Here is a 13,456-nt window from a genome sequence, read left to right as displayed (position 1 = left end):
TCATTTCTTTTTAACGGCGGCACAACCGGCCATTGTTGTAATCTTTATTGCTTCGGTGGGAGGGAGATCGGTGTTTCGTCTCACCAATTCCTGTACCACGTTTCTAGTCAGTTCCTCAAAAGCTTCCTCGGTAGGGGTAGCTGTCTGCAGTGCCGCCGGTCTTCCCACATCACCTGCTTCCCTGATGCCCTGCACCAACGGAATCTCTCCCAAAAAGGGCACATCGAGGTCTTCCGCCAGATTTTTGGCACCGTTTTGTCCAAAGATATGGTATTTATGGTCAGGAAGTTCGGCCGGGGTAAAGTAGGCCATATTTTCCACGATACCCAAAACCGGTACGCTAATGGCTTCCTGCTGGAACATGGCAACGCCTTTTCGGGCATCGGCCAAGGCAATTTCCTGCGGGGTGCTGACCACAACGGCGCCTGTCACGGGCAAGGACTGCATAATGCTCAAATGGATGTCCCCGGTTCCAGGGGGCAGATCCAGCAACAAAAAGTCCAATTCACCCCAATGGGCATCAAAGATCATCTGGTTGAGGGCCTTGGCGGCCATGGGTCCACGCCAGATCACGGCCTGGTTGGGCTGGGTAAAAAATCCGATGGAAAGGAGCTTCACCCCATAGTTTTCAATGGGCTTCATCTTTGCCTTGCCATCCACATTGATGGACAAGGGCTTCTCATTGGCCACATCGAACATAATGGGCATGGAAGGTCCGTAGATATCCGTGTCCAAAAGCCCCACCTTAAAGCCCATCTTGGCCAAGGTAACAGCCAAATTGGCGGTAATGGTCGATTTTCCCACACCCCCTTTTCCTGAGGCCACGGCCACGATGTTCTGTATGCCCGGAATGGGGTTCCCCTTGATTTGGTTGACCTTGGGTGTGGCTGGGGCATCAACCTTTAGGTTGACCTTGATCTTGGCCTTTTCATAGACCTCTCGATGGATGCACTTCAAGATTTCCACCTCGGTCTTCTTTTTGGCCTGAAGACTAGGGTTTTTTATGGTAACATCCACTTCTACTTCATCCCCAAACACTTGAATGTTTGTGATTGCACCACTCTCCACTATATTTTGACCATCTCCAGGCGCAGAAATTTTTTCCAATGCCTTGAGGATATCTGCTTTTTTCAACTTCATTGTCCGAATTTTATATGCAGTCGTTTGTACTGATTCTAAATTACAAAGATACGGTGTTGCGCTTAGATTTAGAAGTTGGTCCATTGAATTTCAATATGGTAGAACAACTTGCCTCTATAGTGTGATGATTTGTCCCATTTTAGCATGTTTTTCAGCCTTTTATTGGTTTTCATACTTGAAGAATCTGTAGAAATATACTGCTCCCCCTCTCTTTTTTTTGAAAAAAATGTAGCTTAGGCTATTGAACATGCCTATAACCGACCACACATGCCAACCCACCTCAAAATTCCTCCTTTCCTTTGCTCGTTTGGTTTGATTCTTTTGATTTCCTGCGCCTCACAACATGAATTTACCAAAAGGGATGTCAAGAGATCCGAACGCCTCATTGGCATCCAATTTTCGAAAGAGGCACGGGATACTTTGTATCCTTATTTGCAAAGGAACCGCGAAGGGTTTGACTCGCTCCGAAAATATCCGTTGGACGATGCTGTTTTTCCTGCCGTTCGCTTTGACCCTATTCCATTTGGCTTTGAAATGCCCGAACAATTGGAACATCAGGTTTGGGAAATTCCCGATTCTGTGGAAATCCCAGAACCTTATAATCTATTGGCCTTTTATACCATTCCTCAGCTCGCATCCCTCATCAAACATCAAAAAATCACCTCCACCGAACTCACCCAATTCTTTTTGGCCCGATTGAAAAAATATCAACCCATGCTGCAATGTAGCATCACCATTACCGATAGTCTGGCATTGGCACAGGCCAAACGTGCCGACGAAGAGATAAAAAATGGACGGTATCGAGGTATTTTGCACGGCATCCCCTATGGCACCAAAGATTTGATGTCCGTCGCCGGATATCCGACCACTTGGGGCGCCGCTCCCTACAAAGATCAAGAAATCGATGAAACCGCCACCGTGATCGAACGTCTTGAGGAAGCAGGTGCCGTATTGGTTGCAAAGCTGGTTTCGGGGGCCTTGGCCCGGGGCGATGTTTGGTTTGGTGGCAAGACCAAAAACCCATGGGACACCACCCAAGGGGCCAGCGGCTCTTCGGCAGGTTCGGGATCGGCCACTTCGGCGGGACTGGTGCCTTTTGCCCTCGGAACCGAAACCTTGGGATCTATTACTTCGCCGAGCAGCAGAAATGGGGTCACCGGACTGCGCCCTACGTATGGCAGGGTGAGCCGACACGGGGTGATGAGCTTGAGCTGGTCCATGGACAAGGTTGGGCCATTGGGACGGAACGCGGAGGATTGCGCCATTGTATTTGCCGCCATTCAAGGGAAAGACGAAAAAGACCTGACCACCATCGATCTTCCTTTCGGTATTGATTGGAAAAAAGACATCACCGGCTTGAAGGTGGCCTATCTCAAAGCGGATATCGAAAAAGACACCACGGAAAGTGGCGACAACCTGAGAAAGGCTCTTGAAGTCTTAGAGACCATGGGAATAACACCTACGGCCGTGACATTGCCCGAAGCCATGCCCTATCGTGGGTTTGACATTATCCTGAGGGCAGAGGCAGGAGCTTTTTTTGATGCGCTGGTACGTTCGGGGAAAGTGGACGAGATGGTGGAACAGGACCAGCGTTCCCGGGCGAATTCACTACGCCAAAGTCGCTTTATCCCGGCGGTGGAATACCTGCAGGCCAATCGGCAAAGACAGGTATTGATTCAAGAAATGAACGCATTGATGAAGAATTACGATGTGCTCATTTCGCCTTCGTTCGGGAACGACCAATTGCTGGCCACCAACCTCACGGGGCATCCCGTGATCGCTATTCCTACCGGTCTGGACAAAAAAAACCATCCCACCAGCATGACCTTTGTGGGCAATCTGTACGATGAAACCAGCATTTTACTATTGGCAAAGGCCTTTCAAGAGAATACGGAGTTTGATGAAATGCACCCTCCCGGATTTTAAAGCTCTTTCCCCGGGTCCCAAAAATGTTTTTGGAAATCCACAATTTGGTTGTCCTTGACCTTGATGCCCTCGTTTTCGAGCAATTGTTGCATCAAGTTAGTACCTCCAAAATGGTGTTTGCCTGTAAGTACCCCCACACGGTTCACTACCCTATGTGCGGGCACCTCCTTTGCCGATGAATTGTTCATCGCCCAGCCCACCATTCGGGCGCTACGGGCCGCTCCAAGATATTTGGCAATGGCCCCATATGAAGTAACTTTCCCATAGGGAATTTCCCTTGCCACCGCGTATACTTTGTCAAAGAAATTTTCATCTTCCATATCAACGGTAAAAAATCCGAATAAGGGTAATCACCAGTAGCAAGAGCATAAGTGCGCTCAGGATGTAATTGGAGTTTTTGGAAAACCGGTTGGTCTTGGTCTCCAATTTATCAAAATAAAAGGTGTAGAGATAGAGCACGGAGAACGTTCCGGCCCCGGCTGCCACCACAAAGGTGGTAATGTCCTTGGCCTCGAACTTGATCCATCCGGCTTCGTTCCACATGGCATTGAGTCCGCTGTAATAGGGAATGGTGAGCAGGTTGACAGCGGCCAAGAGCACTCCCTTGAAAAAACTGTTTTTCTTGCTCAGGTTCACTTTTTTGATCTTCTGTGTTTTCTTCCGCTTTGCCGCTATAAAAAAGTACACCGCAAAAAAGGCAAAAATGGCAATGGCTATTTTGAGGAGGATGTCGATGACCTCGGGATTCCTATATAAAAATTTGGAAATGAAGACCGCGATGTAGGCCTGCACCATGATTATGGAGGACACCCCAAGGCTAAAGATGACACCATTGACCTTCCCCTTTTCCACACTGATCTTGGCCGCATTCATATTGAGCAATCCCGGCGGCACAGTAGCCATGAAGGCTGCCGAAAATGTGGCAAAAAAAAGGATGAGGATATGGGTCATAGGTCGGTCGATCCTAACTTAAACTGGATATATGTAATCGGTTTTCCTTTCTCAAGATACTGATTTTCATAGAAAGTTTGGATTTCCAAAACTTCTGCGGGGCTTCCACTGTTTTTATAGACGTCGTGGTTGGCATAGGCAATCTCGTACCCCAGCCCATGCAAAAGCCCAAGCGTATAGCCGTGCATGAACTCGCTGTCCGTTTTCAGGTTCATCGTGCCCCCCCTTTTCAGGATGTTTCTGTATTTTTCCAAAAAAACGGGATTGGTGAGCCTGTGTTTGGTGCGCTTGTACTTGATCTGCGGATCGGGGAAGGTGATCCAGATCTCATCCACTTCATTTTCGGCAAAAAGATGATCCACCAATTCGATTTGGGTACGCAGGAATGCCACGTTGGACAATTGTTTCTCCACAGCGATCTTGGCCCCACGCCAAAATCGCGCGCCCTTGATGTCTACCCCGATATAGTTCTTGTCCGGGTTCCTTTCTGCCAGACCAATGGTGTATTCGCCCTTACCGCAGCCAAGTTCCAGGACAATGGGATTGTTGTTCCCAAAAAAGGAGGCCCAATCGCCCTTAAACCTGAATCCTTGCAGGACCTCATCCCTCGTTGGCTGTACCACGTTTGAAAATGTCTCGTTCTCCCTGAACCTCTTAAGTTTGTTCTTGCTTCCCACTTTTGTCCTGAATTGACCAAAAATTTAATGATTTGGCAAAACTAAGGAAATCCACAAGCAAATTACATTTTGTTTTTTTGCACTCATGTTCAATTCCAAGCGGATTTTGGTCGCCCCATTGAATTGGGGCCTTGGGCATGCCACAAGGTGCATTCCCATAGTTCGGGCTTTGCTGGAGCACGGCCACCAGCCATACCTTGCTTCGGACGGGGTGGCCCTGTCGTTACTGCAGAAGGAATTCCCGGAACTGCCCTCTTTTGAACTGCCCTCTTACAAGATCACCTATGCGGAAAAGGGCAAAAACTTCAAGATCAAGATGATTTGGGACTCCCCAAAAGTGATCAAGGCCATGGCCAAGGAAAAAAAAGAGGTGAAGCGATTGGTGAAGGAACATGGGTTGGACGGGATCATTTCCGATAACCGATTGGGGGCATTCTATAAAAAAGTACCCTGCGTGTTCATCACCCACCAATTGAACGTGCTTTCTGGCAATACTACCTGGATGAGCTCCAAGGCGCACCAGAAAATCATACAGAAATTTAATGCCTGCTGGGTCCCCGATGTTGAGGACAAACCCAATCTGACGGGCAAATTGGGACACTTGAAAAAATCCAAGTTGAAGATTGCTTACTTGGGGCCGCTGAGCCGTTTTGAAAAATTGGATGTCCCTATTTCCCATGACCTCATGGTGCTGCTTTCCGGCCCAGAGCCCCAGCGCACTTTTTTGGAGGAAAAACTACTAAAGGAACTCCAAGGATTTGAGGGAAACATTGTTTTTGTGCGTGGAAAAATTGAAGATGAACAGACCTTCGAGGAACAAAAATTGGCCAAGGGAAACCTCCAACTATACAATTTCATGAAATCCGATGCCCTCCAAGAAGCATTGAACCAAAGTGCCAAGGTGTTGTGCCGATCGGGATACACCACGGTCATGGACTTGGCCAAACTGGAAAAAAAGGCCTTTTTCATACCCACCCCAGGGCAGTACGAACAGGAATACTTGGCCAAACGATTGGAAAAACAGGAACTGGTGCCTTACTGCGAACAGGATGCCTTCCAGCTTTCGGAATTGTCACGGATGGAAGATTTCAAGGGGCTTGCCCAATTTGAATCCGATATCGATTACTCGGCTCTTTTTGCGGTCTTTTCCAAGGTGAACGAAAATTCGGAACCTACGCCCACCTCGCTTTCCACATAGATTTTTTCACCGTGGGCCTCAATGATGTGCTTCACAATGGAAAGTCCCAATCCCGATCCCCCTTCACTACGGCTGCCACTCTGGTCCACACGGTAAAAGCGTTCAAAAAGTCGTGGAATGTGTTGCTTGGGAATCCCGGCACCATTGTCCGTCACCCTGATGATGACCTTGTTTTTGATCAAATTTTCCACGCTGACCTCCGTGGTTCCGTTCGCATGCCCATATTTGATGGAGTTGACCAAAAGGTTACTGATGACCTGTTGTGTCTTTTCCCTGTCCGCATTCACATAAATGGGGTTTGGATATTCCATATCAAAAACGAGGGCTATTTGCTTTTGGGCAGCCTTCATCTCCAGTAGGTCAAACGTGTTCTGTATGAGTTCTATGATATCAAAATCCTCCCGGGCCAATTTGAGGTCCCCAACTTCCAATTTGGTGATGAGATCTAGGTCCTTGACAATATAGATAAGGCGATCCACTCCCTTGCTGGCCCTTTGCAGATATTTTTGGCGCAGTTTCTTGTCGTTCATGGCGCCATCCAGCAGTGTAAGTATATAGCCTTGAACGGTGAACAGAGGAGTCTTGAGCTCATGGGACACGTTCCCCAAAAAATCCCTTCGGTACTCCTCCCGTATTTTTAAGGTGTCGATCTCTATCTTCTTTCCCTCGGCGAATTTTTCGATCTCTTCGGTAAGGGTCTTCATGTCCGTGGTAACGGGCTTCGACGAAAACGATGTGGATTCCAGGAGGGACACATCGTCATATATTTTTTTGATGCGCCTGTAGATGAACCGCTCCACCCTGATCTGGATAACGACAAAGCAAACGATGAAGCAGATCACGGCAAACAAAATGGCATACGGCCAATCCAATCGGCCCTTGTCCAAAAGAAAGGCCACGAACAATGCAGAAACAAAAACGGTGATCAGAAGGGATGACCTTAAAGCAAATTTATATGACTTCTTTAGCTTGATGGCCATTAAAGAACGAACTTATACCCTACTCCTTTCACGGTTTTAAAGTGGTCATCACCTATTTTCTCCCGAAGTTTTCTGATGTGCACATCGATGGTACGCCCGCCGACCACTACCTCGTTGCCCCAGACCTTGTCCAAGATCACTTCGCGCTTGAACACTTTGTTGGGTTTGGAGGTCAACAAGGACAAAAGTTCAAATTCTTTTCTGGGCAGGACGATCTCTTCCCCATTGTTGATGATCTTGTACTCTTCCCTGTTGATGACAATGCCACCTACCTTCACAATGTCCTCCACTTCTTTCTTTTCCTCTTTCAACCTCCTGAGCAATGCCTTTACCTTGCTCACCAAAACCTTTGGTTTTATAGGTTTGGTGATGTAGTCATCGGCACCGGCATCAAAACCGGCCACTTGGGAATAATCCTCTCCACGTGCGGTAAGGAACGTAATGATGGTATTTTCAAGCCCTGGTGTATTGCGTATCACCTCACAGGCTTCGATACCGTCCATTTCGGGCATCATCACGTCCATGATGATCAAATGGGGAGCCTTTTTCTTGGCCTTGGCCACACCTTCCACACCATTTTTGGCGGTAAAGACTTCATAGCCTTCAGAGGCTAGGTTGTAGCTCACAATTTCCAGAATATCAGGTTCATCGTCAACAAGTAGAATCTTAATGTCCTTCGTTTTCATGGGATGGTATTTCTATGTTAAACGCCCAAATGTAAAGATAATACTATAACGGCATAAATGCTTAACGTTCATTTAATCTGGTAACCTTATTGTAACGATAAACAAAAGAACACTTAACACCGAGCTAACATCGCTTTTACAGCATGTCGCGTTCTTTGCGCCAAATACTTAGCTGAGAATGAAATACTTTTTATTGATTTTTGTGTTTGCCTTTGCAACCTATACTTATGCACAGCAAACCACCGGGAGCATCGTTGGTAAACTCACGGACAGAGAGCAGAACGATGAGCCTCTAGCATTTGCCAACATCCTTATTAAAGGGACCACTTTGGGTACGACATCAGATTTTGATGGTCTCTACGAAATTCCCAATGTGGAGCCTGGAACTTACACTTTGACATTTAGCTTTTTGGGCTACGAAACCATTGAAATTCCCAATATTGATGTGGTTGCGGGCAAAGTGACCAGTATTGACGTACCCATGAGCGCTTCGCAAGGTGTTGCTCTGGACGAGGTCGTTGTCACCACGGTTGCCAGAAAAGATTCTGAAGTAGCCTTGCTACTGGACCAAAAAAGAACCATTACGCTGGAAACCTCCATTGGCGCACAGGAATTGGCCAGAAAAGGGGCCAGTGATGCTGCCACTGCGGTCACTAAAGTTACCGGGATCTCCAAGGAAGAAGGTACAGGGAACGTATATGTGCGTGGTCTAGGGGACCGTTACAACATCACAACCTTGAACGGACTTCCTTTACCTTCAAACAATACCGCTAAGAAGAACATCGATTTGGGTCTTTTCGGGACATCCATCATTGAATCCATCGGTATTGACAAGACGTACAACGCCAAAAACTATGGGGACTTTGCCGGAGCCAACATCAATATAGTTTCGCGCAACTATACCGGGGCAGGCTTTTTGGAGCTTGGCATTAGTTCAGGGGCCAACTCCGAGGCCATTGGAGTTGAGGATTTCTACCTCTATGAAGGACCTGACTTTTCTGGATTTTATAATAAGGAAATCCCCAACAATCCTTTCAACAACACTTTTGATACCAGTTGGGACCGTGAAACAAGGAGCACTCCCATCAATTCAAGCCTTTCCCTTAAAGGCGGGGATTCATTCAACATTGGTGAAAATTCCACATTGAACTTTTTTGCTGTTGGATCCTTTAGCAATAAGAATTCATACCGCGAAGGGGTCAACAGAGGTGCTCCCAACTTGGGAACAGGACTACCAAACTCTGATTTTGACTACCAAAGGTATAGCTACGAAACCGCGACCACCCTTATGGGGAACGTCGGTCTTCGATTGGGCTCGGCCAATGATATCAAGTACAACTTCGTGATGCTCAACAATTCTGAGCAAAAGCATGAAGAATTTGATGGTATCCTAGATAGGGAGGACGACGCTCCCAACGGAGGTGGTTTCATCCAAAGGAACACTTTTGAGAGAACCACGCTGATGATCAATCAATTGTTGGGAAGCCACGATTTGAGCGAAAATCTTGAACTGAATTGGGGCGTAGGGTACAACAATGTACAGAATCTGGTCCCAGATAGGAGACAGAACATCCTTTTGCCGTACTCCAACAATGACCCTCAAGGGCCAAAATCATTCCGATTGGTATCGGCTGCATCAGCCAACCATAGGTTTTTTCAAGAATTGACCGAAGACGAACTTGCTGCCAACATTTCCACTTCCTTCAAGTTCAAGAAGAATGAGGATGATGCCTTTGACGGTAAGCTGACCGTTGGATATAATGGAAGGTTCAAGGACGTTTCCTTTGAAGCGACCCAGTTCAACTATCAAATATTGAATGTTGCCAACCAGCCCACGGTTGACCCATATAACATTGATGCTTATTTTCAGGAATATGGTCCTGGCTCTGGATATTGGCAGATCCGAACCTTCAGGGGAACCGCCTCTACCCCAGGCGCATTGGACCCACAGACCTATGGTGGTGAGCAACAGATCAATGCAGGGTTCTTGACCTTGGAATACAAGTTTACCCCAAAGTTCACCTTGTTTGCAGGGGCAAGGGGCGAACAAATAGTTCAACGCATCGATTGGAGCACCGTGATCCAAGGTGAGGGCAGCAACGAATTGGAAACTTTTGAGTTTTTGCCGTCATTGGCCCTTAAATATGAGCTCAATGAAAAGCAAAACCTAAGGTTTGCCGCCAGTAAGACGTATACATTGCCCCAATTCAAAGAGCGTGCCCCCTTCCTGTTCCAAGAGGAAATCAATCAGGATACACAGGGTAACCCAGCATTGGAAAATTCAACGAACTACAATTTTGATTTGAGATGGGAGCTCTTCCCATCATCCAGCGAACTGGTTTCTTTTGCCGTGTTCGGAAAATATATCGAGAACCCGATAAACACCTTCTTGATCGTATCTGCGGCCAACAACCTCAGCTATGCCAACACAGGGGACAATGCCACTGCGTTTGGTGCCGAGCTGGAGGTAAAACTGGATGTACTTGAGAACGAAAAAGAAAGTGCTGAAAGCATGCTGGTGGAGCGCTTGTCTGTTGGAGGGAACATTTCTTACCTGAACACCAATCAGGAGTTGGACTATCAAAAAGTATCCGAAGAAACCAATTTTGCAGCAGCTTTCACCAACACGGAAGCGCCCCTACAGGGAGCCTCTGACTTCATTTTCAATGCCGACATTAGTTACTATACCGAGTTCGCCAACAACAAAAACCTGAGGACCACACTGGCCGGAAACTATTTCTCCGACCGCATTTTTGCCTTGGGAAGCACCGGTAGGGGGCATTTGGTGGACAAAGGCTTTGTTTCCCTTGATTTTATTACAGCTGCCCAACTTGGCGACCATTTTGGTCTAGGGTTGAACGTCAGGAACCTACTCAATCCATTGGTGGAACGTGTCAATGAAAATGCAGAAGGAGATTTGGATACTAGCAACCCGGCAATCCCCGGTTTCCTGGAAAACGGACCTGTGACCGCATTATCCTATAAAAAAGGGGTTGATTTCAGCCTCTCCCTAACCTATAAGTTTTAAAACTATCAAACAATAAATATTAAATCTGAATTTCTTTAATCTAAAACTATACTTATGAAAAAATCATTTTTCAAATTTATGTTAAGTTTCGCTGTAACGGCCTTTGTGGTATCGTGTAGCGGTGACGACAATGGCGGTGGCAGCACCTGTTCGGATGGTATCCAGAACGGCGACGAGACCGGAGTTGATTGTGGAGGCTCCTGCACCCCATGTGCCGATGCAACCGTGGAACTTTCCGGAGAGGTCACCGAAGATACCAGTTTGGATGCTTCAAAAGAATATAAACTTACCGCAGCTTACATCGTGAAAGCTGGTGCGGCATTGACTATTCCTGCCGGGACCGTAATCAAGGCCTCTGGAGGTACTGCCGCTTTCATCGGTGTTGAAAGAGGTGCCCAGATCTTTATCAATGGTACTGCCAGCAATCCTGTGGTAATGACCTCCGATGCTGCTGAACCTGCTCCTGGTGATTGGGGTGGATTGGTTATCGCCGGTGATGCCCCTACCAACAAAGGGGTGGACGTGACCACTGAGGTAGGTGATCTTACTTATGGTGGTGCTACTGCCGATGACGATTCTGGTTCCATCACCTACCTTCGTGTGGAATATACCGGGGCCACTTTCTCCAACGATAAGGAGTTCAACGGTGTATCCCTGTTCGGTGTTGGTTCAGGAACCACTTTTGAGCACGTACAATCCTACAATGGTGGTGACGACGGTATCGAGTTCTTCGGTGGTACCGTAAGCGGTAACTACCTTGTATCCATAGGAAGCGGTGACGATTCCATCGACTTCGCCGATGGTTGGACCGGTAGCGGAAGCTTCTGGTACATCGCCGGTGGCGCAAAAGCAGGTATCGAAGGTTCCAACAACGGGGACAATGGCGATGCCACTCCTGTGACCACGACTACCTTGAGCAACATCACCGTGGTAGGTCCTACCAGTGATGAAGGTGCCCTTTTCTACAAAGAAGGTGGGGGCAGCTTTTCCATCGACAACTTTTATGTGAGCAATGCTCCAGTAGGTATTAATGTAACTGCTAGTGATGCTCCTGCCGGTGTTCGTATTGAAGCTGGTGATCTAGATATCACCAACATTCAATTCGCCAATATTCCAGAAGGGTTCGTTATAACCAATTATGCCGGTGCTAACCAAGCCTTCTATACCGAAGGTATTGCAACAGGAGCCGGAAATGGTGCCAATTCCCCTGATTGGGCGGCTGGTTGGACCATTGGTTTGGAGAACAGCGAAATCATCAGTGAAAACTTGGCCGGTGAAGCTACCGGAGATGTTAGCTTGAGCGCTTCCATCGAATACTTTCTAACAAGTTCTTTCATCGTGAAAGAGGGTGGATCATTGACCATTCCTGCCGGGACCGTGATCAAGGCCTCTGGAGGTACTGCCGCTTTCATCGGTGTTGAAAGAGGTGCCCAGATCTTCATCAATGGTACTGCTGAAGCTCCTGTGGTGATGACTTCTTCTAGCGAGACTCCTGCTCCTGGTGATTGGGGTGGTTTGGTGATCGCCGGTGATGCCCCTACCAACAAAGGAGTGGACGTGACCACTGAGGTAGGTGACCTTACCTATGGTGGTGCTGCTGCCGATGACGATTCTGGTTCCATCACCTACCTTCGTGTGGAATATACCGGGGCCACTTTCTCCAACGATAAGGAGTTCAACGGTGTATCCCTGTTCGGTGTTGGTTCAGGAACCACTTTCGAATATGTGCAATCTTTGAATGGTGGTGACGATGGTATCGAGTTCTTCGGGGGTACCGTAAGCGGTAACTACCTTGTATCCATAGGAAGCGGTGACGATTCCATCGACTTCGCTGATGGTTGGACCGGTAACGGAAGCTACTGGTACATCGCCGGTGGTGCTAAAGCAGGTATCGAAGGCTCCAACAACGGGGACAATGGTGATGCCACTCCTGTGACCACGACTACCTTGAGCAACATCACCGTGGTAGGTCCTGTCACCGAAGGTGCCCTTTTCTTCAAGGAAGGTGGAGGAAACTTTACCATTACCAACTTTTACACCAGTGGTGTTGACCTTGGCGTGATGGTGACCGATACTGATACTGCTGCAGCTGCCCGTATCGAAAATGGTGATTTGGACATCAACCCAATACAGTTCGATGTCCCAGCAATGGGCTTTTTGGCCACTGACTATACTGGTCTAAACCTAAGTTTCTACACTGAAGGTGACAATACAGGAGCCGGCAATGGTGCCGACCAACCTGATTGGGCCTCTGGATGGACCTCTGGTTTCTAATACGAAAACAGCTTATAAATTAGCGAAGCCCCCGAATGATCGGGGGCTTCTTTTTTGCATTTTATCGAAAAGTAACCTCTTATTCATCAAACGGTTACTCAACCGCATCGCATTTTTTATATATTTGTGGCACAGCCTTTGCCGTAAATAGATTTATGAAACACTTTTACCTTGTTGCCCTTCTTTTTGTCTGTGCCCTTGGATTTTCGCAAGAAAATGCCAAAGGAAGCGCGGATATCGATGGCTTCAAGCTGTATCCCAATCCTGTTACGCAAGGCAAGGTCTACATTGAGACCAAATTGAATTCCCCCAAAAAAATCCTTGTTTTTGATGTATTGGGCACCCAGGTCATTGAGACCACTCTTTTGGGCAAGGAACTCAATCTTTCGAACTTGGACAAAGGGGTGTACATCCTTAGGGTTTTCGAGAACAATAAAGTAGCTACCAGAAAGCTCATTGTCAAGTAGTTTCCCTTCATTTTCACCCACTCGAAGTACCTCCAAACCACAACTTTTCTTCTTTTACCTACACAATTATTGCTTTCACAACATTTTGTAGTCCTTTTATAGGTGTTTATCTACTTTTATACTGCACAT

General features: G+C 47.3%; 11 protein-coding genes. 5 read left to right on the top strand and 6 right to left on the bottom strand.

Going from position 1 to position 13,456, the window contains the following annotated elements:
* Positions 1-1,140 (bottom strand): Mrp/NBP35 family ATP-binding protein, encoded by a 1,140-nt coding sequence (locus tag DB398_RS01435; protein ID WP_108422613.1) that lies wholly within the window; start codon positions 1,138-1,140, stop codon positions 1-3.
* A gap of 267 nt (positions 1,141-1,407) precedes the next feature.
* On the opposite strand from DB398_RS01435, the gene DB398_RS01430 reads away from it, so the two are divergent.
* Complete coding sequence (locus DB398_RS01430; protein WP_108422612.1) at positions 1,408-3,066, top strand: amidase; 1,659 nt, start codon at positions 1,408-1,410, stop codon at positions 3,064-3,066.
* On the opposite strand, the gene DB398_RS01425 is transcribed toward DB398_RS01430, so the two are convergent.
* Genes DB398_RS01425 through trmB form a run of 3 tightly spaced genes read right to left on the bottom strand, consistent with a single transcriptional unit; the run spans position 3,063 to position 4,694 of the window.
* A complete protein-coding gene (locus DB398_RS01425) occupies positions 3,063-3,386 on the bottom strand; it encodes an MGMT family protein (RefSeq protein WP_108422611.1) in 324 nt (107 codons plus the stop codon). The genes DB398_RS01430 and DB398_RS01425 overlap by 4 nt on opposite strands.
* 1 nt (position 3,387) lies before the next feature.
* Complete coding sequence (locus tag DB398_RS01420; RefSeq protein WP_108422610.1) at positions 3,388-4,017, bottom strand: LysE family transporter; 630 nt, start codon at positions 4,015-4,017, stop codon at positions 3,388-3,390.
* The gene (gene trmB / locus DB398_RS01415; RefSeq protein ID WP_108422609.1) at positions 4,014-4,694 is read right to left on the bottom strand and encodes a tRNA (guanosine(46)-N7)-methyltransferase TrmB; all 681 of its coding nucleotides are present in this window, start codon (positions 4,692-4,694) and stop codon (positions 4,014-4,016) included. Before trmB ends, DB398_RS01420 begins: the two co-directional genes overlap by 4 nt.
* Before the next feature lie 85 nt (positions 4,695-4,779).
* On the opposite strand from trmB, the gene DB398_RS01410 reads away from it, so the two are divergent.
* Positions 4,780-5,892 carry a glycosyltransferase gene (locus tag DB398_RS01410; RefSeq protein WP_108422608.1) on the top strand — a complete coding sequence of 371 codons (1,113 nt, stop codon included), beginning with the start codon at positions 4,780-4,782 and terminating at the stop codon, positions 5,890-5,892.
* Here DB398_RS01410 and DB398_RS01405 read toward each other — a convergent pair.
* Complete coding sequence (locus DB398_RS01405; protein WP_108422607.1) at positions 5,817-6,872, bottom strand: sensor histidine kinase; 1,056 nt, start codon at positions 6,870-6,872, stop codon at positions 5,817-5,819. The two genes, DB398_RS01410 and DB398_RS01405, sit on opposite strands and share 76 nt — an antisense overlap.
* On the bottom strand, positions 6,872-7,558 hold the full coding sequence (locus tag DB398_RS01400) for a response regulator transcription factor (protein WP_108422606.1): 687 nt from the start codon (positions 7,556-7,558) through the stop codon (positions 6,872-6,874). Before DB398_RS01400 ends, DB398_RS01405 begins: the two co-directional genes overlap by 1 nt.
* A 178-nt stretch (positions 7,559-7,736) precedes the next feature.
* Here DB398_RS01400 and DB398_RS01395 point away from each other — a divergent pair, with 178 nt between their 5' ends.
* The 3 genes from DB398_RS01395 to DB398_RS01385 all read left to right on the top strand — a co-directional run bounded on the left by DB398_RS01395 (position 7,737) and on the right by DB398_RS01385 (position 13,327).
* Positions 7,737-10,586 carry a TonB-dependent receptor gene (locus tag DB398_RS01395; protein WP_108422605.1) on the top strand — a complete coding sequence of 950 codons (2,850 nt, stop codon included), beginning with the start codon at positions 7,737-7,739 and terminating at the stop codon, positions 10,584-10,586.
* A 54-nt stretch (positions 10,587-10,640) separates the two neighbouring features.
* The gene (locus DB398_RS01390) at positions 10,641-12,860 is read left to right on the top strand and encodes a hypothetical protein (protein ID WP_108422604.1); all 2,220 of its coding nucleotides are present in this window, start codon (positions 10,641-10,643) and stop codon (positions 12,858-12,860) included.
* Positions 12,861-13,015: 155 nt separating this feature from the next.
* On the top strand, positions 13,016-13,327 hold the full coding sequence (locus tag DB398_RS01385) for a T9SS type A sorting domain-containing protein (RefSeq protein WP_108422603.1): 312 nt from the start codon (positions 13,016-13,018) through the stop codon (positions 13,325-13,327).
* The last annotated feature ends 129 nt before the right edge of the window (positions 13,328-13,456 follow it).

The organism is Flagellimonas amoyensis, from assembly GCF_003058265.1.
Taxonomy (GTDB): domain Bacteria; phylum Bacteroidota; class Bacteroidia; order Flavobacteriales; family Flavobacteriaceae; genus Flagellimonas; species Flagellimonas amoyensis.
This window is presented reverse-complemented; position numbering and strand designations above follow the sequence as displayed.